Here is a 21252-nt window from a genome sequence, read left to right on the forward strand (position 1 = left end):
ATGACGACCGTAAGCGTTCCGGCGGGCTGGCCCGCGACCGAGGAGGAGGCCCGCGCCGTCCAGGACGAGCTGCGGGCCCGGGTGGTGCTCGGCGAGGCGGGGCCGCCGCCCGGCACCGGGCGGGTGACCGGCGTCGACGTCGCCTACGACGACGAGCGGGACGTCGTCGCGGCGGCGGCCGTCGTGCTGGACGCGGCGAGCCTCGACGTGGTCGCCGAGGCCACCGCCGTGGGGCGGATCTCCTTCTCCTACGTCCCCGGCCTGCTCGCCTTCCGCGAGATCCCCACCGTGCTCGCCGCCCTGGACGCCCTGTCCCGCGAGCCCGGCCTGGTCGTCTGCGACGGCTACGGCCTCGCCCACCCGCGCCGCTTCGGCCTCGCCAGCCATCTCGGCGTCCTCACCGGCCTGCCCACGATCGGCGTCGCCAAGAACCCGTTCGCCTTCTCTTACGCCGATCCGGCCGCCGCGCGCGGATCCGCCGCGCCGCTGCTGGCCGGTGACGAGGAGGTGGGCCGGGCCCTGCGCACGCGCGCGGGCGTCAAGCCGGTCTTCGTCTCGGTCGGCCACCGGGTGAGCCTGGACAACGCCTGCGCCCACGTCCTGGCCCTGACACCGGAGTTCCGCCTGCCGGAGTCGACCCGGCGGGCGGACGCGCTGTGCCGCAGGGCGCTCCGGGAGGCGACCACCCGCCGCTGACCGGCCTCGCGGCGTACCCCGGCGACCCGTCGCCCGGCTCCGGGGCGCGGTGACCGGGGGCGCCAGGGCTGCTGGGGTACCCGGGGCCCGAGCGCGCCGAACTGAGTACCCGTACGGATGTGAGGTCCGGCGGACTCCGGGCAGTCTGACCATATGACGACGCACCGAGCCCCGAAGCCCCTCGCCGACCCCGACCGGCCCGTCGAGCGCGCCGTGAACGCCGCGCTGGTCCTCGCCGTCCTGGCCGGACTCGGCTGGATCGTCGGGATGATCTACACGCTGGTGGAGTGGCCGGTCTAGGGCACGACCCGTCGGACGACCTCGGACCGGAAGGCCCCGGACCGGACGGCCCGGGAGCAGTACCGGAAGGCCGGGGACCGGCCCGCCGTCAGCGGCTCGACGCCACCCGGAAGCGGATGCCCGCCGCGCGCAGCCGCTCGGTCAGCGCGTCGCCCATCGCCACCGCCGTCGTGACCTGCCCGGCCGTCTCCGGAAGGTCGTCGAGGGCCAGGGCCAGCGCGGCCTCGGCGAACATCTTCGCCGTCTCGTCGTAGCCGGGATCCCCGCCGGAGACCTCCGTGCACACCCGCCGGCCGCCGCCCTCGCCCACGAACCGGACGGAGAACCAGCTGCGCGCCCGCTTCTCGGCGCTCGGGCCCGCCCCCGGCTTCAGCCGGTCCGACAGCCACCGCCGGGCGGGCGGCACCTGGGCGGCGGCGAACAGCGCGCCGACGGCCGCGGTCCCGCCCAGCGCGACGGGCAGCCGCCGTACGGCCGCGTAGTGGCGGTAGCGGAAGTCGGGGCCGTAGCGCTCCAGGGCCCTCGCCGACCGGCGCACGATCTGCGGGTCGATCGTCGGCAGGGGCAGCGCCCAGGCGCCGACCTCCGGCGCGAACCGGGGCGTCCCCAGCGGTGCCGTGGCCCGGCGGCCCATCAGCCGCGGCTCGTGCCGGTGCCGTTCGCGGGCCGCGGCCGCCAGCTGCCGGCCGCGGGCGAACTGACCGAGCGCGGAGGCGAACGTCCCGCCCGAGAAGGCGGCGTCGACGCTGACATAGCCGTCCACCGTCAGGGGCACGCCCTCCGGCAGCTGCCGGACGGTGAAGTACGCGCCCAGGTCGTGCGGGACCGAGTCGAACCCGCACGCGTGCACCAGCCGGGCGCCCGTCTCCCGCGCGCGGGTGTCGTGCCGCACGTACGTCAGGTCCACGAACTCCGGCTCGCCGGTGAGGTCGAGGTAGTCGGTGCCGGCGTCCGCGCAGGCGGCCACCAGCTCCTCGCCGTACGTCACGTAGGGGCCGACGGTCGTGGCGACCACGCGCGCGTGGTCGGCGAGCGCGCGCAGCGAGGCCGGATCGGACACGTCCGCCCGCAGCACACCGGGCTCCGCGCCGCCCGGCAGCCGGTCGCGCAGCCGCCGCAGCCTCTCCTCGTCGCGGCCGGCGATCGCCCAGCGCAGGTCCTCGGGGGCGTGGGCGGCCAGGTACTCCGCGGTGAGCGTCCCGACGAAGCCGGTGGCCCCGAAGAGCACGATGTCGTAGGGACGGTCCGTCGTTTTCAGCCTGCTCATGACACTCCTTGGTCGCAGCCCGTGCCGCTGTCGCCGGCTGAGGCTAGCGTGAGGACGGCGGGACCCGCCGACCCCGGGGCCGAGAACCCACCTCGGCTCCCGCGAACTGGCCAAGCGCTTGCTCGCACGTCTTGTGTCCGCTGGAACACGTTCTTAGCATCACTGGTGTTACATCGGTTGTGTCACAGCGAGGGAGCCGGATGACGACGACGGCAGACACAGCGGGGCCCGGCCCGCTCGCCGGGGTGCGCGTGGTCGAGCTGGCCGGCATCGGGCCCGGTCCCTTCGCGGCCATGCTGCTGGCCGACCTCGGCGCCGACGTCGTCCGCGTGGACCGCCCCGGCGGCCCCTCCCTCGGCATCGACCCGGACCACGACGTCACCAACCGCAACAAGCGCTCGGTGCTCGTGGACCTCAAGGCGCCGGACGGCCCCGCGCGCGTGCTCGACCTCGCCGCCCGCGCCGACGTCCTCATCGAGGGCAACCGTCCCGGCGTCGCCGAGCGCCTCGGCGTCGGCCCCGAGGCCTGCCACGCCCGCAACCCCCGGCTGGTCTACGGCCGGATGACCGGCTGGGGCCAGGACGGCCCCCTCGCCCGGCGCGCCGGCCACGACATCACCTACATCGCCCTCACCGGCACCCTCGGCATGATCGGCACCCCCGGCACGCCCCCGCCCGCCCCCGCCAACCTCCTCGGCGACTACGCCGGCGGCTCCCTCTACCTCGTCGTCGGCGTCCTCGCCGCGCTGCACCACGCCCGCGCCACCGGCACCGGACAGGTCGTCGACGCCGCCGTCGTCGACGGCACCGCCCACCTCTCCGCCATGATCCACGGCATGCTCTCCGCCGGCAGCTGGCAGGACCGCCGCGCCGCCAACCTCCTCGACGGCGGCTGCCCCTACTACGGCACCTACGAGACCGCCGACGGCGGCCACATGGCCGTCGGCGCGCTGGAACCGCGGTTCTACGACGAGTTCGTCCGGCTCCTGGGCCTCGAGGACTTCGCCGACGCCCGCACGGACTGGACCCGCTGGGGCGAGCTGCGCGAGGCCGTCGCGGCCGGCTTCGCCTCCCGCACCCGCGCGGAGTGGACGGCCGTCTTCGCGGACACCGACGCGTGCGTGGCGCCCGTGCTGTCGCTGCGCGAGGCCCCGCACCACCCGCACCTGGCCGCCCGCGGCACCTTCACCGACCACGGCGGCCTCACCCAGCCCGCTCCCGCCCCGCGCTTCTCCGCCACCCCGACGGCCGTGCGCGGCGGGCCCGCGCGGCCCGGGGCCGACACCGCCGCCGTGGCCCGCGACTGGGACGTGCCCCGGCTCACCGACCCCCGAGACACCCCGCACCCCGACCCTCACCGAAAGGCCTCCCCGTGAGCACCGAAGCGTACGTCTACGACGCGATCCGCACCCCGCGCGGTCGCGGCAAGGCCGACGGGGCCCTGCACGGCACGAAGCCCATCGACCTCGTCGTCGGGCTCATCCACGAGCTGCGCGGGCGCTTCCCGGACCTGGACCCGGCCGCGATCGACGACATCGTGCTGGGCGTCGTCGGACCGGTCGGCGACCAGGGCTCCGACATCGCGCGGATCGCCGCCATCGCCGCCGGACTGCCCGACACCGTGGCGGGCGTGCAGGAGAACCGCTTCTGCGCCTCCGGTCTCGAAGCCGTCAACCTGGCCGCCATGAAGGTCCGTTCCGGCTGGGAGGACCTCGTCCTCGCGGGCGGCGTGGAGTCGATGTCCCGGGTGCCGATGGCCTCCGATGGCGGCGCCTGGTTCAACGACCCGATGACCAACCTCGCCGTGAACTTCGTGCCGCAGGGCATCGGCGCCGACCTCATCGCCACCATCGAGGGCTTCTCCCGCCGGGACGTCGACGAGTACGCCGCGCTCTCCCAGGAGCGGGCGGCCACCGCCGTCAAGGAGGGCCGCTTCGACCGCTCGCTCGTGCCGGTGAAGGACCGCAGCGGCCTCGTCGTCCTCGACCACGACGAGCACCCGCGCCCCGGCACCACCGCCGACTCCCTCGCCAGGCTGAAGCCCTCCTTCGCCGACATCGGCGAACTGGGCGGCTTCGACGCCGTGGCACTGCAGAAGTACCACTGGGTGGAGAAGATCGACCACGTCCACCACGCGGGCAACTCCTCCGGCATCGTCGACGGCGCCTCGCTCGTCGCGGTCGGCTCCAAGGAGGCCGGCGAGCGCAACGGCCTCACCCCGCGCGCGCGGATCGTCTCCGCCGCGGTCTCCGGCTCCGAGCCCACCATCATGCTCACCGGGCCCGCGCCCGCCACCCGCAAGGCCCTCGCCAGGGCCGGCCTGACCATCGACGACATCGACCTCGTCGAGATCAACGAGGCCTTCGCCGCGGTCGTCCTGCGCTTCGCGCGGGACATGGGCCTGTCCCTGGACAAGGTCAACGTCAACGGCGGCGCGATCGCCCTCGGCCACCCCCTCGGCGCCACCGGCGCCATGATCCTCGGCACGCTCGTCGACGAACTGGAACGCCAGGACAAGCGCTACGGCCTCGCCACCCTCTGCGTGGGCGGCGGCATGGGCATCGCCACGATCGTCGAACGCGTCTGACCACCCCGGCGGAACCAAGAGACTGCTACGGAGACCCTGTCATGACACAGAGCACCACCATCCGCTGGGAACAGGACCGCACCGGCCTCGTCACCCTCGTCCTCGACGACCCCGACCAGTCCGCCAACACCATGAACCAGGCGTTCCGCGCCTCGCTCGCGCAGGTCGCCGACCGTCTGGAGGCCGAGAAGGACACCGTCCGGGGCGTCATCATCACCTCCGCGAAGAAGACCTTCTTCGCAGGCGGCGACCTGCGCGACCTGATCCGCGTGACCCCCGACACCGCCCAGGAACTGTTCGACGGCGGCCTGGAGATCAAGCGCAACCTGCGCCGCATCGAGACCCTCGGCAAGCCCGTCGTCGCCGCCCTCAACGGCGCGGCCCTGGGCGGCGGTTACGAACTCGCCCTCGCCTGCCACCACCGCGTCGCCCTCGACGCGCCCGGCTCGAAGATCGGCTGCCCCGAGGTCACCCTCGGACTGCTCCCCGGCGGCGGCGGCGTCGTCCGCACGGTCCGCCTGCTCGGCATCGCGGACGCCCTCCTCAAGGTCCTCCTCCAGGGCACCCAGTACAGCCCGCGGCGCGCCCTGGAGAACGGCCTGGTCCACGAGGTCGCCGACACCCACGAGGAGATGCTCGACAAGGCCCGCGCCTTCATCGACGCCCACCCCGAGTCGCAGCAGCCCTGGGACCGGCCCGGCTACCGCATCCCCGGCGGCACCCCCGCCCACCCCAAGTTCGCGGCGAACCTGCCCGCCTTCCCCGCCACCCTGCGCAAGCAGACCGGCGGCGCCCCCTACCCGGCGCCGCGCAACATCCTCGCCGCCGCCGTCGAGGGCGCCCAGGTCGACTTCGAGACCGCACAGGTCATCGAGGCCCGCTACTTCGTGGAACTGGCCGCCGGGCAGACGTCGAAGAACATGATCCAGGCGTTCTTCTTCGACCTCCAGGCCGTCAACTCCGGGGTCAGCCGGCCCCGGGGCGTCGAGCCCCGCCAGGTCCGCAGGGCGGCCGTCCTCGGCGCCGGGATGATGGGCGCCGGCATCGCCTACGCGTGCGCCCGCGCGGGCATCGACGTCGTCCTCAAGGACGTCTCCCTCGAAGCGGCCCTCAAGGGCAAGGCGTACTCCGAGAAGCTCTGCGCCAAGGCCGTCTCCCGCGGCCGCACCAGCCAGGAGAAGGCCGACGCCCTGCTCGCCCGCATCACACCCACCGCGGACCCGCAGGACCTGGCCGGCTGCGACGCCGTCATCGAGGCCGTCTTCGAGGACACCTCGCTCAAGCACAAGGTGTTCCAGGAGATCCAGCACGTCGTCGAGCCGGACGCCCTGCTCTGCTCCAACACCTCCACCCTGCCCATCACCGTCCTCGCCGAGGGCGTCGAGCGGCAGAGCGACTTCGTCGGACTGCACTTCTTCTCGCCCGTCGACAAGATGCCGCTCGTCGAGATCATCAAGGGCGAACGCACCGGCGACGAGGCCCTCGCCCGCGCCTTCGACCTGGTTCGGCAGATCAATAAGACGCCGATCGTCGTCAACGACTCGCGCGGCTTCTTCACCTCACGGGTCATCGGCCACTTCATCAACGAGGGCGTCGCCATGGTCGGCGAGGGCATCGAGCCCGCGTCCGTGGAGCAGGCGGCCGCCCAGGCCGGCTACCCGGCCAAGGTCCTGTCCCTCATGGACGAACTGACCCTCACCCTGCCGCGAAAGATCCGGGGCGAGTCGAAGCGGGCCGTCGAGGAGGCCGGCGGCACCTGGCCCGGCCACCCCGCCGAGGCCGTCATCGACCGCATGGTCGACGAGTTCGGCCGCACCGGCCGCAGCGGCGGCGCCGGCTTCTACGACTACGACGAGGAGGGCAGGCGGGCCGGACTGTGGCCGGGCCTGCGCGAGCACTTCATCCGCGACGACGCGCGGGTCCCCTCCGAGACCGTGCCTTTCGAGGACATGCAGGAACGCATGCTCTTCTCCGAGGCCCTCGACACCGTCAGGCTCCTGGAGGAGGGCGTCCTGACGTCCGTCGCCGACGCCAACATCGGCTCCCTGTTCGGCATCGGCTTCCCCGGCTGGACCGGCGGCGTCCTGCAGTACATCAACGGCTACGACGGCGGCCTGCCCGGCTTCGTGGCCCGCGCGCGTGAACTCGCCGAGCGCTACGGCGACCGCTTCACCCCGCCCGCGCTGCTGGTGGCCAAGGCGGAGAAGGGCGAGACCTTCACCGACGCCCGCTGAGCGGTCCGCCCGTCACGGGGAGCCGCACCTCACGGGGAGCCGTCGGTCTCCGGCGGCTCCCCGAGCCACTCCCGCACCTCCTCGGTCAGCGACCGCTGGAAGGCCGTCAGCAGCGCCTGCACGACCAGCGGCTGCATGTGCGCCGACAGCGACCGCACCGCCCGCGCGTCCCGCTCCGCCACGTCCTCGCGGAGCAGCCGCGACAGTTCGTGGGCCGCCGCCCGCGCGTGGTCCACCAGGACGGTGCGGGCCGCGAGGATCGCCTCCTGCGACAGCGGTACGTCGAGGAGACGGACGCCCAGCCTGAGCAGCCCGGCGTCGACGCGGTACGCGCCGTCGCCGGCCCGCTCGCCCAGCACGCCCATGGCGGTCAGCCGCGCCACGTCCTCGTCGTCCAGCGCCCGCCCCGCCCGCCGCTCGAGCTCCTCCCGCGACACCGTCTCCACGGTGTCCGGCGCCCAGGACGCCACCACCGCCCGGTGCACGGCCAGGTCGCGGGCGTCGAGGCCGGGCGGCAGCCGGTCCAGGTAGCGCTCGATCGCCGCCAGCGTCAGGCCCTGCCGTTGCAGCTCCTCGATCAGCGCGAGGCGCGCGAGGTGCTCCTGCCCGTAGCGTCCCACCCGGCGCGGACCGATCACCGGCGGCGGCAGCAGCCCCTTGGTGCTGTAGAACCGCACCGTCCGCACGGTGACCCCCGCACGAGCGGCCAGCTCGTCGACCGTGAGGGCCGGCTCCTCGGTCTCGATCGTCATGTGCAGCAGTATCGCTGTCACACCAGTGCTGTGAAACCCGCGCGTACGCCGCGGAGACCACCTCGTGCGCGGGCCCGGAACGGGGTGATCGCTCACCGGTCCCCCTCACCCGGCGGAACGCTAGGCTGCGGTCCGGCCGGCGGCAAGCGGTCCCGCGTGGAGCCGCTCGCGCACGGGCGGCTCCTGGCACGGGGGACCGCCGTCACGGTCCACGACCACGGGGAGGGACGCAGGTGAGCCGAAACATCGACGTGCTCGTGCTGGGCGGCGCGGGGGTGGACACCATCGTGTACGTGCCGGAGCTGCCGCTCCCGTACGCCGACAGCTACATGATCGACAGCGGGGTCCGCACCCGCGCGGGACAGACGGGCGACTTCGTCGCGCTGGGGCTGAGCAGCCTCGGCCTGCGCACCCACCACCTGGACTTCCTCGGCGACGATCCCGAGGGCGACCTGGTGCGCGCCCTGCACGAGGACCGGGACATCGCCCTCACCGCGGTCCCGCAGCCCGCCGGCACCAAGCGCGCGGTCAACCTGGTCGGCCCGGACGGCAGGCGCCTCTCCCTGTACGACACCAGCCGCGCCCACCCCGACGACCGGTTCCCGGACGACACCCTGCGGACCCTCGCCGGCGCCAGCCGGCACGCGCACGTGTCCATCACCCAACCCTGCGCCCACGCCCTGCCCGCCCTGCGGGAGAGCGGCGTGAGCCTCTCCACCGACCTGCACGACTGGGACGGCGAGAACCCCTACCACGAGTCGTTCGCGCACACCGCCGACGTCGTCTTCCTCTCCACGACCGCCCTGGCCGACCCCGAGCGCACCATGCGCCGCATCGCCGGACGGGGCCGCGCCGACGTCGTCGTCGCCACGGCCGGCGCCGAGGGCGCGTACCTGCTGACCGACGGCGAGCTGACCCACGTACCGCCGGTGACGCCCCCCGCCCCGGTGGTGGACAGCAACGGCGCCGGTGACGCCTTCGCCGCCGCCTTCCTCTACGGCCGCCTCACCGGCGAACCCCCGCACCGATGCGCCCGGTACGGCGCGGTCGCGGGGGCGTACGCCTGCACGGTCCCCTCCACCCAGGCGGCCGCCATCGGCCGCGACGAACTCCTCGCCGGTGCGGACCGGGAGAGCTCCGCCCGCTGAGCCGCCCGCACCGGCCGCTGCCCCAGCCGTCACTCAATCGCCATCTTCTGCAAGGGAGTTGACCGCTGTACCGTCCCGCGCATGCCGACTCGCATGCGCTTCACGATCTGGAGACCGTTCGCGACCGCCGCCGTCGTCACCCTGACGGCGGCCCTCCTCACCCCGGCAGCGGCCCACGCCACGCCGCGCGAGAGCCTGCCCCGCTACTCCTACGACGACGCGATCCGCGAGGCCGTCTGGGTGGACACCCGCCTCGACGGCGACGGCGACGGCCGCACCGACCGGGTCGCCGTCGACATCGTGCGCCCCCGCGAACCCGCCCGGCAGGGCCGCAAGGTGCCCGTCATCATGGACGCCAGCCCCTACTACTCCTGCTGCGGCCGCGGCAACGAGAGCCAGCGCAAGACGTACGACGCGCAGGGGAACGTCGACCGGATGCCGCTGTTCTACGACAACTACTTCGTACCCCGCGGCTACGCCTTCGTCGGCGTCGACCTCGCCGGCACCAACCGCTCCGACGGCTGCGTCGACGTCGGCGGCCGCTCCGACGTCCTCTCCGCGAAGGCCGTCGTCGACTGGCTCAACGGCCGCGCCACGGCGTACACGACCCGCACCGGCACCACCACCGCCACCGCGGGCTGGACCGACGGCCGCACCGGCATGATCGGCAAGAGCTGGGACGGCACCATCGCCAACGGCGTCGCCGCCACCGGTGTGAAGGGCCTGAAGACCATCGTCCCGATCAGCGCCATCTCCTCCTGGTACGACTACTACTTCCAGCAGGGCGCCCCGCTCTACGACTCCGGCCCCGACTGGCTCGCGAACTACGTCGACAGCCCCGACGCCCGCGCCAGGTGCGCCGCCGTCCAGCGCGAACTCGTCGACGGGGCGCCCCGCACCGGCGACCTGACCGGTCCGTGGAGCGAGCGCGACTACGTCCCCGACGCGAGCAGGGTCAAGGCCAGCGTCTTCCTCGTGCACGGCCTCCAGGACCTCAACGTCCGGATGAAGCACGTCGGCCAGTGGTGGGACGCCCTCGCCGAACACGGCGTGGAGCGCAAGATCTGGCTCTCCCAGACCGGTCACGTCGACCCCTTCGACTTCCGCCGCGCCGCCTGGGTCGACACCCTGCACCGCTGGTTCGACCACGAACTCCTCGGCTACGACAACGGCATCGACCGCGAACCCGTGGCCGACGTCGAACGCCACCCCGACCGATGGGAGACCTCGAAGTCCTGGCCGCCGAAGGACACCCGGCCCGCCACCCTGCGCCCCGCCGCCGGTGAACAGCCGGGCGTCGGCACCCTCGGCCTGCGCAAGGGCGGGGGCACCGCGACGTTCACCGACGACCCCGCCCTGAGCGAGACCGACTGGGCCGCCGCCGTCGACACCCCGACACCCGCCAAGGCCGCCTTCGCCACCGTGCCCCTCAGCCGCGACCTGCGCCTGGCCGGCTCCTCCCGCGTCACCGTCACCGTCACGCCCACCACACCCACGGCCCACCTGAGCGCCGTCCTCGTCGACCTCGGCCCCGACACCGTCCGCGACTACGCGGCGAGCGGCGAGGGCGTCACCACCCTCACCGACCGCACCTGCTGGGGCCTGAGCACCGCCGGCGACAGCGCCTGCTTCAAGGAGACACGGGCCGACACCGCCGCCGTCGAGCACACCGTCCTCAGCCGCGGCTGGGCCGACCTCGGCACCCACGCCGACCCCGGCAGGGGCGTCCCGCTCACCCCGGGCAAGGCCTGCAAGATCACCGTCGACCTGGCCGCCACCGACCACGTCGTCCCGGCGGGCCACCGCCTGGCGCTGATCGTCGCCGGCACCGACAAGGACCTCATCGACCCGCCCGCCGACACCCCGACCCTCACCCTCGACCTGTCCCGCACCACCGCCCGCGTCCCGTTCGTCGGCGGCGCCCGGGCCTTCGCGGCCGCCACGGCCGGCACACCGGCGACCGCCGCGCACTCCGGGCCGCTGGACGGCGTCGCGGTCCCGCGGCACGCCCACCGCGTCCCGTAGGGCTGTCCGGCGGATCGTGCCCCGACGGATCCCGGGGGAGCGGCTTCAGGAGGGGGCGGCCAGCCCGGCCGCCTCCTCCGCACAGCCCCACGCCACAGTCACCCCGGCACCGCCGTGCCCGTAGTGGTGCACCACCACCCGGCCGTCCGGCAGCACCTCCCGCTCCAGCCGCACCGCCGGCCGGACCGGCCGCAGCCCCACCCGGTGCTCCAGGACCCGCGCCCCGGCCACCTCCGGCCGCAGCGCCGCACACCGCCGCACGATCGCCGCCGCCACCGCCGGGTCCGGCTCCAGGGACCACACGCCGTCCTCGGCCGTGCCGCCCAGCAGCAGCCGCCCCGGCTGCGGGAAGAGGTAGGCCATCTCGCCGTCCGGCGCGGTGGAGACGAGCCAGGTGCGCACTCCCGGGTTCGCCACGACGACCAGCTGCCCGCGCACGGGCCGTACCGAAGGGTCCGCGACCAGGTCGCGCGCGCCCAGGCCGGTGCAGTTCACCACCACCGGCGCGTCGGCCTCCGCCAGATCCCGCACCGTGCGTTCCTCGACCGTGCCGCCCGCCCGCCGCAGCCGCTCCCGCAGCCAGGGCAGGTGCGCCGCCATGTCGATCAGCGGCAGCCGGGCCCGGACGGCGGTGCCGCCGGGGTACTCCGCGGCCGTCGCCCGGCGCAGCCCGGCCAGCCGGCCGACGGCCCAGCCCTCGACGTCGTCCAGGTCGGTCTCGCCCATCACCCCGTCGACCAGGCGCACCCCGGTCGACTCCGGCCGCTCCGCCAGTTCCTCGTACACCTCCAGCGAGCGCAGCGCCCACGTCCGCGCCGACGCCACCGGCTCGATGTGGTACGGCCACCACAGCGCGCCCGCGACCGCCGAGGTGGTCCGCTCCACCGGGTCCCGCGTCCACACCCGGACCCGCCGGCCCCGCTCGGCGAGGACGACCGCCGTCGCCAGCCCGACGACCCCGCCCCCGACCACGACCACCTCGCCACCGCGCTGAGTCTCCACGCCCGGACGGTAGCCGACGGCCGGCCCACCGGCGACGGTGCGGTGCGATCCCGGCACCGGACGCCGACTAGGATCTACCGTCTGATGACTGCCACCCTCGTCGCCAAGAACCTCGCCGCCGGCCACGGCGACCGCTCCCTCTTCTCCGGGCTCGACCTCGTCGTCGCCCCCGGTGACGTGATCGGGCTGGTCGGAGCCAACGGCGCGGGCAAGTCCACCCTGCTGACGCTCCTCGCCGGGCTCACCGCACCCGAGCAGGGCGAGCTGCGCCTGTCCCCGCCGACCGCGACCGTCGGCCACCTGCCCCAGGAGCCCGAGCGCCGCCCCGGCGAGAGCGTGCGGGAGTTCCTGGCCCGCCGCACCGGCGTCGCCGAGGCCCAGCGGACCATGGACGAGGCCACCCAGGCCCTCGTCGAGGGGGCGCCGGGCTCCGACGACGCGTACGCGACCAGCCTGGAGCGCTGGCTCGACCTCGGCGGCGCCGACCTCGACGAGCGCGCCGGGGAGATCGCCGACTCCCTCGGCCTCGGCGTCGACCTGGACCAGCCGATGACCTCCCTGTCCGGCGGCCAGGCGGCCCGCGCGGGCCTGGCCTCCCTGCTCCTGTCCCGCTACGACGTCTTCCTCCTCGACGAGCCCACCAACGACCTCGACCTGGACGGCCTGGAGCGCCTGGAGCGCTTCGTGACCGGTCTGCGCGCCGGCACCGTCGTCGTCAGCCACGACCGCGAGTTCCTCACCCGGACCGTCACCAAGGTCCTTGAACTCGACCTCGCCCAGCAGCAGATCAGGCTCTACGGCGGCGGTTACGACGCCTACCTGGAGGAGCGGGAGGTGGCCCGCCGGCACGCCCGCGACGACTACGAGGAGTTCGCCGACAAGAAGGCCGCCCTCCAGGACCGCGCGCAGACCCAGCGCTCCTGGATGGACAAGGGCGTCAAGAACGCCCGCCGCAAGGCGGCCAACGACAACGACAAGATCGGCCGCAAGTTCCGCAGCGAGGCCAGCGAGAAGCAGGCCGCGAAGGCCCGCCAGACCCAGCGCATGATCGAACGCCTGGAGGTGGTCGACGAGCCGCGCAAGGAGTGGGAGCTGCGCATGGAGATCGCGTCCGCCCCGCGCTCCGGCGCCGTCGTGGCGACCCTGCGCGACGCCGAGGTGCGGCGCGGCGACTTCGCCTTCGGCCCGGTGACCCTCCAGATCGACTGGGCCGACCGGGTCGCGGTGACCGGCGCCAACGGCGCGGGCAAGTCGACCCTGCTCGGCGCGCTCCTCGGCCGGGTCCCGCTGGACGCCGGCCACGCCGTCCTCGGCTCGGGCGTCCTGGTCGGCGAGGTCGACCAGGCCCGCAAGCTGTTCCACGGACCCGAGGCGCTGCTGGACGCGTTCGGCGCGGCCGTCCCCGACACCGAGCCGGCGGAAGTGCGCACGCTGCTGGCCAAGTTCGGCCTGAAGGCGGAGCACGTGCTGCGCCCGGCAGCCACCCTGTCACCGGGTGAACGCACCCGCGCGGCGCTCGCGCTCCTCCAGGGCGCGGGGGTGAACCTCCTCGTCCTCGACGAACCCACCAACCACCTCGACCTCCCGGCCATCGAGCAACTGGAGTCGGCCCTCGACGCCTACCGGGGCACCCTCCTGCTGGTCACCCACGACCGCCGCATGCTGGACGCGGTCCACGTGACCCGGCGCCTGGAGGTCGTCGACGGCAAGGTGACGGAACGCTAGGGCCTGTCGTCACCTTCCCGCCGCCGGACCCGGCCCCGCGCAGCGCGGAGGGCCGGGCCCGGTGCACGCGTCCTACCGCTTGCCCTTCGGGCCGTCGGTCAGGCCCGCCCGGCGCAGGGCGTCCGCCATCGCGCTGTTGGCCGGCGGCGGCGCCTGACGCGAGCCGTCGGCCCGCCCGCTCCCGCCGCGCTGCCCGCCCTGCTGCCGCTGCCCGCCCTGCCGGCGCTGCTGCGGCGGACGACCGCCTCGCTGCGGCCGGCCCTCGCCCGACGGATCGCCCTTCGGGGCCGTCTCGTCGTCCAGCCGGAGCGTCAGGGAGATCCGCTTGCGCGGGATGTCGACGTCCAGGACCTTCACCTTGACGATGTCACCGGGCTTGACCACGTCCCGCGGGTCCTTGACGAACGTCCTGGACAACGCGGAGACGTGCGCCAGTCCGTCCTGGTGGACGCCGATGTCGATGAACGCCCCGAAGGCCGCCACGTTCGTGACCACGCCCTCCAGGACCATCCCGGACTCCAGGTCGGAGATCTTCTCCACGCCCTCCTTGAACGAGGCCGTCCTGAACGCAGGCCGGGGGTCGCGCCCCGGCTTCTCCAGCTCCTTGAGGATGTCGGTCACGGTCGGCAGACCGAACGTCTCGTCCACGAAGTCGGCCGGCCGCAGCGAACGCAGCACCGCCGTGTTGCCCACCAGCGAGGCCACCTCCTGACCGGACGTCTTCACCATCCGCCGCACCACCGGGTAGGCCTCGGGGTGCACGCTGGAGGCGTCCAGCGGGTCGTCGCCGCCGCGGATCCGCAGGAAGCCCGCACACTGCTCGTACGCCTTCGGGCCGAGCCGGGGCACCTTCTTCAGCGACTGCCGGGACGTGAACGGCCCGTTGGAGTCCCGGTGCGCCACGATGTTCTCGGCGAGCCCGGAGGTGATGCCCGAGACGCGGGCGAGCAGCGGGGCCGAGGCGGTGTTGACGTCGACGCCGACGCCGTTCACGCAGTCCTCCACCACCGCGTCCAGCGAACGCGACAGCTTCACCTCGGACAGGTCGTGCTGGTACTGCCCGACACCGATCGACTTCGGGTCGATCTTCACCAGCTCGGCGAGCGGGTCCTGGAGCCGACGCGCGATCGAGACCGCGCCGCGCAGCGACACGTCCATGTCGGGCAGCTCCTGCGAGGCGAACGCGGACGCCGAGTACACGGAGGCCCCGGCCTCGGACACCATCACCTTGGTGAGCTTCAACTCCGGGTGCTTCACGATGAGTTCCCCGGCGAGCTTGTCGGTCTCGCGGGACGCGGTGCCGTTGCCGATCGCGATCAGCTCGACCGCGTGCTCCTTCGCCAGCCGCGCGAGCTTGGCGATCGCCTCGTCCCACCTGTTGGCCGGGACGTGCGGGTGGACGACGTCGGTGGCCACCACCTTGCCGGTCGCGTCGACGACGGCCACCTTCACGCCCGTACGGAAACCGGGGTCCAGGCCGAGCGTCGCGCGCGTGCCCGCCGGGGCGGCGAGCAGCAGGTCGCGCAGGTTCGCCGCGAAGACGTTCACCGCCTCGTCCTCGGCGGCCGTGCGCAGCCTGAGCCGCAGGTCGATGCCGAGGTGCACCAGGAGGCGGGTGCGCCAGGCCCAGCGGACCGTGTCCTTCAGCCACTTGTCGCCCGGCCGCCCCCGGTCGGCGATGCCGAACCGGTGCGCCACGATCCCCTCGTACGACGACGGCCCGTCCGTCGGCTCCTCGGGCTCCAGGACGAGGTCGAGGACCTCCTCCTTCTCCCCGCGCAGCATCGCCAGGACGCGGTGCGAGGGCAGCTCGGTGAACGGCTCCGTGAAGTCGAAGTAGTCGGCGAACTTGGCGCCCGCCTCCTCCTTGCCCTCCCGCACTTTTGCGGCGAGCCGGCCCCGCACCCACATGCGCTCGCGCAGCTCGCCGATCAGGTCGGCGTCCTCCGAGAACCGCTCGGTGAGGATCGCCCGGGCGCCGTCCAGGGCGGCCTGCGGATCGGCGACGCCCTTGTCGGCGTCGACGAAGGCGGCCGCCGCGGCGAGCGGCTCCACGGACGGGTCGCCGAGCAGCCCGTCGGCGAGCGGCACCAGGCCCGCCTCCCGCGCGATCTGCGCCTTCGTCCGCCGCTTCGGCTTGAACGGCAGGTAGATGTCCTCGAGCCGCGCCTTGGTCTCGGCGCCCCGGATCCGCGCCTCCAGCTCGTCGCTGAGCCTGCCCTGCTCGCGCACGGACTCCAGGATCGCCGTCCGGCGCTCCTCCAGCTCCCGCAGGTAACGCAGCCGCTCCTCGATCGTGCGCAGCTGCGCGTCGTCGAGCATCTCGGTCGCTTCCTTGCGGTAGCGGGCGATGAAAGGCACCGTGGAGCCGCCGTCGAGCAGCTCCACGGCGGACTTCACCTGCCGCTCCCGTACGCCGAGTTCCTCGGCGATCCTGCCTTCGATGGACCCTACTTCGATGGACCCGGGTGTCGTCACGATCCCGTACCGCCTTCTCCACTGGGGTTGCGCGGCAATTGTGGCAGGCGGCGCCGACACCCGGGGATCGGGGCGTGTCCGGGCGGGTCTCAGGCCCGGCCGTGCCGCGTGCTCGAGGAGGCCCCGCCGAACAGCCGGGCCACGGCCCGGAAGGGCAGCGTCACCACCGTGGCGATCGCCCCACCGATCTGCCGCAGTACATCTGCGATCGCACGGAACACGGAAGTCTCCTCTCGTCCCCGGCCGCCATGGCCGGACCCTGTCGTCTCCCGGCCGTCGCGGCCGGACCCTCCGTCTACCTCGACCGCGGCCGATCATGTGTGTCCGGCTGCCGCCGTCCTCGCGACCAGGGGGTTCGTCCCTTTTCGTCCGTGATCCTCCGCTCGGCGGTCCGCGGACGGCGACCGGCCGCCCCGTGGCAGGAAAGGTGGGGAACTCGTCGTTGCGGCCGTCGCGCAGCCCGCGAAGAATCGACCGCATGGCCCAGCGAACCGTCCTCGTCGCCCTCTTCGACGACGTCCAGAGCCTCGACGTCACCGGCCCCGTGGAGGTCTTCGCGGGGGCCGACCGGCACGCTCCGGGCACCTACCGGGTCCGGACCGCGTCCCTGGACGGCGGTGCCGTGCGCACCTCCAGCGGCCTGACCCTGGTGCCCGACACGGCCCTCGCCGACGCGCCCGAACCGCACACGCTCCTCGTGCCGGGCGGGCAGGGCACCCGCCGGCCCGACCCGCGGCTGACCCACTGGCTGCGCGAGCACGGCCCGCGCGCCGCGCGGCTGGTCTCCGTGTGCACCGGCGCGATCCTGCTCGCCCGCGCGGGCCTGCTGGACGGCCGCCGCGCCACCACCCACTGGGCCTACTGCGCCACTCTCGCCCGTGACCACCCGGCGGTCGAGGTCGACCCCCGCCCCGTCTACGTGCGCGACGGGCAGGTCTCCACCTCGGCCGGCGTCACCGCGGGCATCGACCTCGCCCTCGCCCTGGTCGAGGAGGACCTCGGCCGGGAGGTGGCGCTCGACGTCGCCCGCCACCTGGTCGTCTTCCTGCGCAGGCCCGGCAACCAGGCCCAGTTCAGCGCCCAGCTCGCCGCGCAGACCGCCCGCCGCGAGCCGCTGCGCGAGGTCCAGCAGTGGATCACCGAGCACCCGGACGCCGACCTGGCCGTCGAGTCGCTGGCCGCCCGTGCCGCGCTGTCGCCCCGCCACTTCGCCCGCGCCTTCCGCGCGGAGACCGGCACGACCCCGGGCCGCTACGTCGACCGGGTCCGCCTCGAGCACGCCCGCAGGCTGCTGGAGGACACCGGCGAGGGCGTCGAGGAAGTCTCCCGCGCCAGCGGCTACGGCACCCCCGAGGCCATGCGGCGGGCCTTCGTCAAGGCGCTAGCCGTCCCCCCGGCCGAGTACCGCCGCCGCTTCCGCCCCGCCGCCCCCGATCCCGCTCCTGTCCCCGCCGCGGACCCTGCCCCTGACCCGGCTCCTGCCCCCGCCCCCTGAACGTCCACCGGCCCCTTCCGGAAGGCAGCGCATGCAGATCGCCATCGTCCTCTTCGACCGCTTCACCGCCCTGGACGCCGTCGGCCCCTATGAGACCCTCGGCCGCCTCCCCGACGCGCAGACCGTCTTCGTCGCCGAGCGGACCGGTCCCGTGCGCAACGAAACCGGCAACCTCGCCCTCACCGCCGACCGGACCCTCGCCGAGGTGCCGCACCCCGACATCGTCGTCGTGCCCGGAGGCCCCGGCCAGACCCCGCAGATGGACAACCCTCTGCTGCTGGACTGGCTGCGCGCCGCCGACGCCACCAGCACCTGGACGACCTCGGTGTGCACCGGCTCCCTGCTCCTCGCCGCCGCCGGACTCCTCGAAGGCCGCCGGGCCACCTCGCACTGGCTCGCCCTGGAGCAGCTGCGGCGGTACGGCGCCGAACCGACCGGGGAGCGGGTCGTCACCGACGGAAAGTACGTCACCGCGGCCGGCGTCTCCGCGGGCATCGACATGGGCCTCACCCTGCTCGGCCGGATCGCCGGCGACGAACACGCCCAGGCCGTCCAGCTGCTCACCGAGTACGACCCGCGGCCGCCCTACGACGCCGGATCACCGCACAAGGCGCCGGCCCGCCTCGTCGAGGAGTTCCGCGCCACGAGCCGGTTCATCCTGACGTAGTCCAGGTGAAGCGCGGCTCCCTGCGCTCCAGGAAGGCGGCGACCCCCTCCGCGGTGTCGCCGCTGCCGCGCGCCTGCGCCGCCCAGTGGGCGTCGCGGTCCGTGCGGCCGTCGGCGAACTCCTTCGCCGCGACCTGCGTCAGCCGCGAACGGGACACCAGCACGCGCGTGAACTCCTCCACCCTGCCGTCGAGTTCGCCGGCCGGCAGCACCTCGTCGACCAGGCCCGTGCGCAGCGCCCGCGCCGCGTCGATCAACTCGCCGGAGAACAGCAGGTACTTGGCGGCGGCCGGCCCCACCAGCGTCACCAGCCGCCGGGTGGCGGAGGAGGGGTAGACGATCCCGAGCCTGGCCGGCGTCACCCCGAACAGCGCGCCCTCCTCGGCGAACCGCAGGTCGCAGGCGGCCGCCAGCTGCGCGCCCCCGCCCACGCAGTGCCCCTTCACGGCGGCCAGCGTCGGCTTGGGGAAGGCGGCGAGGGCCTCCTCGGCCCGCACGGCCAGCGCCTGGGCCTCGTCCGGCGAGCCCTGGAGCGTGGAGATGTCGGCCCCCGCGCAGAACGTGCCGCCCGCACCGGTCAGCACCAGCGCCCCCACTCCGGGATCGGCGGCCAGCTTCGCCAGCAGCGGCGGCAGCGCCCGCCACATCGCGGCCGTCATGGCGTTGCGCTTGGCCGGATGGTGCAGGACGACGGTGGCGACGGCGTCGGTGACACCGTGCAGCAGTTCGGGCTCCATGGCCCGGATGCTAACCGTGCGGCCGCGCACCCGATCGAGCCCGGTGGGGTGAGCGTCGCGGCATCGAGGGCAAAGGTGACTGAAGGGGGAGCGATACGAGGAGGCGCCCATGGACACGTCCACCCGGCCCCGGGGCGAGGCGGCCAGACTTCGCAGGGAGTTCGGCCGGCTCACCGTGCTCGGGGTGATCCTGGTGGTGGCCGGGCTCGTCGGGCTCGTCTACACCGGTGTCGCCACCCTGACGTCGATGCTCCTGTTCGGCTGGCTGCTCCTGATCGGCGGCGCCGTCGGCCTGCTGCACGCGACCCAGGCCCGGGGCACCAACTTCTTCTGGCTCGGCGTGATCGTGGCCGCCCTGAACATCGCCGCCGGTGTCGTGATCATCCGCAAGCCCGACGAGGCCGCCGCCGCGCTCACCATGTTCGCCGCCCTGCTGTTCCTGACCGGCGGCCTCTTCCGGCTGGTCGGCAGCATGGTCGTACGGGGCCCGCAGTTCGGCTGGACGCTCCTGCTGGGCGCCTTCGACCTGCTGCTGGGCGTCCTGGTGCTGATCGACTGGCCGAGCAGCAGCCAGTACGTCATCGGCTGCTTCTTCTCCCTCGCCCTGCTCTTCGACGGCCTCGGCCTGCTCGCCACCGGCTTCGGCGGCCGGCGCATCGTGGGCATGGTCTCCGAACCCACGGTCGGCGGGACCGGCGCCGGGGACGCACCGGCCGGGCGCCCCGCCGAACCCGTACAACCCGAAGAGTGAGCGAAGGCGACGTGGGCACAACAAAAGCGGTCGGTTTTCCGGCAGAAGGGGGCCGGGGCGGTCGAGAACGCTCTATATCGGCTGACTTCTGTTCAGGCATCCGGGGGGAAGCGCCGCGTTACCAACACTCGACGTGTGGTGACAATCGAGCGCAAGGACGGCGACCGGACGATGGAGAACCAGGGGTGCGGGCCCGGCCCACGCCCGGAGGGCGAGGCGGGGGCGCCTCCCGGAACGACGGAGGACCCCCCGGCCGGCAGAGTGCCGCAACCGCAACCGCTGCCGTACGAGGGTGTCTGGCGGTTCACCGCGTCCGCTGTGGACGCCTCGGTCCCGCAGGCGAGACACGCCGTGCGGGACCTGCTGCACCGGCAGGGGGTGCCGGCCCCGGACGACCTGGTCCAGGGCCTGCTGCTGATCGTCTCCGAGCTGGTGACCAACGCCGTACGGCACGCGGCGCTGCTGTCGCCGGTCCTCGCGGTGGAGGTGGCCGTCGGGGCCGAGTGGGTGCGGGTGTCCGTGGAGGACAGCCACCCCTACCGCCCGACCGCCCTGGAGGCCGACCACGGCCGGACGGGCGGCCGGGGACTGCTGCTGGTGCGGGAGATCACCCGGGAGGCGGGCGGGGTGTGCGACGTCGAACACACCACGAGCGGCGGCAAGGTGATCTGGGCCGCCCTGCCGCTCACACCCGCGGGAAACCGCTAGCTCACCAGCCGGCCGAGGGACCCGTCAGCTCCCGCACCGCCGGCCTGGCCGCGTCCAGCACGGTCATGAACCAGGAGGAGAACACGTCCTTCGCGTGCCGCTCCGCCAGCTCGGCGGGCGTCACGAAGACCGTGTCGCCGACCTCCTCCGGGTCCGGCCGCAGCGCGGACTGCACCATCCCCACGAACAGGTGGTTGTACTCCTGCTCCACCAGGCCCGACGCCGGGTCCGGGTGGTTGTAGCGGACCGTGCCCGCCTCCGCCATCAGCGAGGGGGACACCCCCAGCTCCTCGAACGTGCGCCGCGCGGCCGCCGCGAACGGCGCCTCACCCGGGTAGGGGTGACCGCAGCACGTGTTGGACCAGACACCGGGGGAGTGGTACTTGCCCAGCGCCCGCTGCTGGAGCAGCAGCCGGCCCCGCTCGTCGAAGAGGAACACCGAGAACGCCCGGTGCAGCCGCCCCGGCGCCTGATGGGCCGCGAGCTTCTCCGCGGTGCCGATGGTCACGCCGTCCTCATCGACCAGTTCCAGCAAAATCGCGTCCGCGGTGCCGTTCGACGAGCCGGTCGTCGCGGTGGCAGGTGTGATCGGCATACCCATCCTTAACATCGGTCCTCGCGCCCCCAGTCTGCCGTACGCACACAGCGCTCCCGGCACTTCCCCGCGAACGCCCGCATGTC

19 protein-coding genes and 1 pseudogene are annotated in these 21252 nt (G+C 74.0%); 13 read left to right on the forward strand and 7 right to left on the reverse strand.

Annotated features, from left to right (window positions below; all coding sequences use genetic code 11):
* Both AB0N31_RS19065 and AB0N31_RS19070 read left to right on the forward strand, forming a co-directional pair.
* Entirely contained in the window at nt 1-696 is a 696-nt protein-coding gene (locus AB0N31_RS19065) for an endonuclease V (protein ID WP_366059552.1), read from the forward strand.
* Nucleotides 697-849: 153 nt separating this feature from the next.
* Entirely contained in the window at nt 850-996 is a 147-nt protein-coding gene (locus AB0N31_RS19070) for a hypothetical protein (protein WP_366059553.1), read from the forward strand.
* 88 nt (nt 997-1084) lie between these two features.
* Here AB0N31_RS19070 and AB0N31_RS19075 read toward each other — a convergent pair whose 3' ends face one another.
* A complete protein-coding gene (locus AB0N31_RS19075) occupies nt 1085-2263 on the reverse strand; it encodes a saccharopine dehydrogenase NADP-binding domain-containing protein (RefSeq protein ID WP_366059554.1) in 1179 nt (392 codons plus the stop codon).
* A 200-nt stretch (nt 2264-2463) separates the two neighbouring features.
* Here AB0N31_RS19075 and AB0N31_RS19080 point away from each other — a divergent pair, with 200 nt between their 5' ends.
* The 3 genes from AB0N31_RS19080 to AB0N31_RS19090 are packed head-to-tail and all read left to right on the forward strand — an operon-like array spanning nt 2464 to nt 7084.
* Nucleotides 2464-3639 carry a CaiB/BaiF CoA-transferase family protein gene (locus AB0N31_RS19080; protein ID WP_366059555.1) on the forward strand — a complete coding sequence of 392 codons (1176 nt, stop codon included), beginning with the start codon at nt 2464-2466 and terminating at the stop codon, nt 3637-3639.
* Nucleotides 3636-4850 carry an acetyl-CoA C-acetyltransferase gene (locus tag AB0N31_RS19085; RefSeq protein WP_366059556.1) on the forward strand — a complete coding sequence of 405 codons (1215 nt, stop codon included), beginning with the start codon at nt 3636-3638 and terminating at the stop codon, nt 4848-4850. Before AB0N31_RS19080 ends, AB0N31_RS19085 begins: the two co-directional genes overlap by 4 nt.
* 41 nt (nt 4851-4891) lie before the next feature.
* Nucleotides 4892-7084 carry a 3-hydroxyacyl-CoA dehydrogenase NAD-binding domain-containing protein gene (locus AB0N31_RS19090; RefSeq protein ID WP_366059557.1) on the forward strand — a complete coding sequence of 731 codons (2193 nt, stop codon included), beginning with the start codon at nt 4892-4894 and terminating at the stop codon, nt 7082-7084.
* A 29-nt stretch (nt 7085-7113) separates the two neighbouring features.
* Here the strand turns inward: AB0N31_RS19090 and AB0N31_RS19095 are convergent, their stop codons facing one another.
* Complete coding sequence (locus AB0N31_RS19095; RefSeq protein WP_366059558.1) at nt 7114-7836, reverse strand: MerR family transcriptional regulator; 723 nt, start codon at nt 7834-7836, stop codon at nt 7114-7116.
* Nucleotides 7837-7956: 120 nt separating this feature from the next.
* On the opposite strand from AB0N31_RS19095, the pseudogene AB0N31_RS19100 reads away from it, so the two are divergent.
* The 3 genes and pseudogenes from AB0N31_RS19100 to AB0N31_RS19110 all read left to right on the forward strand — a co-directional run.
* Nucleotides 7957-8073 (forward strand): annotated as a pseudogene (locus AB0N31_RS19100) (Appr-1-p processing protein); the annotation flags it as partial.
* Nucleotides 8070-8984: a PfkB family carbohydrate kinase gene (locus tag AB0N31_RS19105; RefSeq protein WP_366059559.1), complete on the forward strand. Its 915-nt coding sequence runs from the start codon at nt 8070-8072 to the stop codon at nt 8982-8984. The pseudogene AB0N31_RS19100 and the gene AB0N31_RS19105, both read left to right, overlap by 4 nt.
* A gap of 81 nt (nt 8985-9065) precedes the next feature.
* Nucleotides 9066-11009 (forward strand): Xaa-Pro dipeptidyl-peptidase, encoded by a 1944-nt coding sequence (locus AB0N31_RS19110; RefSeq protein WP_366059560.1) that lies wholly within the window; start codon nt 9066-9068, stop codon nt 11007-11009.
* A 45-nt stretch (nt 11010-11054) separates the two neighbouring features.
* Here the strand turns inward: AB0N31_RS19110 and AB0N31_RS19115 are convergent, their stop codons facing one another.
* A complete protein-coding gene (locus AB0N31_RS19115) occupies nt 11055-12011 on the reverse strand; it encodes an FAD-dependent oxidoreductase (protein ID WP_366059561.1) in 957 nt (318 codons plus the stop codon).
* An 84-nt stretch (nt 12012-12095) separates the two neighbouring features.
* On the opposite strand from AB0N31_RS19115, the gene AB0N31_RS19120 reads away from it, so the two are divergent.
* Nucleotides 12096-13736, forward strand: coding sequence for an ABC-F family ATP-binding cassette domain-containing protein (locus tag AB0N31_RS19120; protein ID WP_366059562.1), 1641 nt, complete (start codon nt 12096-12098; stop codon nt 13734-13736).
* A gap of 72 nt (nt 13737-13808) precedes the next feature.
* On the opposite strand, the gene AB0N31_RS19125 is transcribed toward AB0N31_RS19120, so the two are convergent.
* Both AB0N31_RS19125 and AB0N31_RS19130 read right to left on the reverse strand, forming a co-directional pair.
* Complete coding sequence (locus tag AB0N31_RS19125; protein WP_366059563.1) at nt 13809-16214, reverse strand: Tex family protein; 2406 nt, start codon at nt 16212-16214, stop codon at nt 13809-13811.
* Between the two features lie 89 nt (nt 16215-16303).
* The gene (locus AB0N31_RS19130; protein WP_363090691.1) at nt 16304-16435 is read right to left on the reverse strand and encodes an LPFR motif small protein; all 132 of its coding nucleotides are present in this window, start codon (nt 16433-16435) and stop codon (nt 16304-16306) included.
* 257 nt (nt 16436-16692) lie between these two features.
* Here AB0N31_RS19130 and AB0N31_RS19135 point away from each other — a divergent pair, with 257 nt between their 5' ends.
* The gene (locus tag AB0N31_RS19135) at nt 16693-17709 is read left to right on the forward strand and encodes a GlxA family transcriptional regulator (RefSeq protein ID WP_366059564.1); all 1017 of its coding nucleotides are present in this window, start codon (nt 16693-16695) and stop codon (nt 17707-17709) included.
* A 31-nt stretch (nt 17710-17740) separates the two neighbouring features.
* Complete coding sequence (locus tag AB0N31_RS19140; protein WP_366059565.1) at nt 17741-18376, forward strand: DJ-1/PfpI family protein; 636 nt, start codon at nt 17741-17743, stop codon at nt 18374-18376.
* On the opposite strand, the gene AB0N31_RS19145 is transcribed toward AB0N31_RS19140, so the two are convergent.
* Nucleotides 18363-19112, reverse strand: a complete 750-nt coding sequence (locus AB0N31_RS19145; RefSeq protein ID WP_366059566.1) for an enoyl-CoA hydratase/isomerase family protein — start codon at nt 19110-19112, stop codon at nt 18363-18365. The two genes, AB0N31_RS19140 and AB0N31_RS19145, sit on opposite strands and share 14 nt — an antisense overlap.
* A 109-nt stretch (nt 19113-19221) precedes the next feature.
* Here AB0N31_RS19145 and AB0N31_RS19150 point away from each other — a divergent pair, with 109 nt between their 5' ends.
* Both AB0N31_RS19150 and AB0N31_RS19155 read left to right on the forward strand, forming a co-directional pair.
* Nucleotides 19222-19863, forward strand: coding sequence for a DUF308 domain-containing protein (locus tag AB0N31_RS19150; RefSeq protein WP_366059567.1), 642 nt, complete (start codon nt 19222-19224; stop codon nt 19861-19863).
* A 171-nt stretch (nt 19864-20034) separates the two neighbouring features.
* Nucleotides 20035-20571, forward strand: a complete 537-nt coding sequence (locus AB0N31_RS19155; protein WP_366059585.1) for an ATP-binding protein — start codon at nt 20035-20037, stop codon at nt 20569-20571.
* Between the two features lies 1 nt (nt 20572).
* Here AB0N31_RS19155 and idi read toward each other — a convergent pair whose 3' ends face one another.
* The gene (idi, locus tag AB0N31_RS19160; protein ID WP_366059568.1) at nt 20573-21166 is read right to left on the reverse strand and encodes an isopentenyl-diphosphate Delta-isomerase; all 594 of its coding nucleotides are present in this window, start codon (nt 21164-21166) and stop codon (nt 20573-20575) included.
* Nucleotides 21167-21252: the final 86 nt, after the last annotated feature.

The organism is Streptomyces sp. NPDC051051 (assembly GCF_040682975.1).
Taxonomy (GTDB): Bacteria; Actinomycetota; Actinomycetes; order Streptomycetales; family Streptomycetaceae; genus Streptomyces.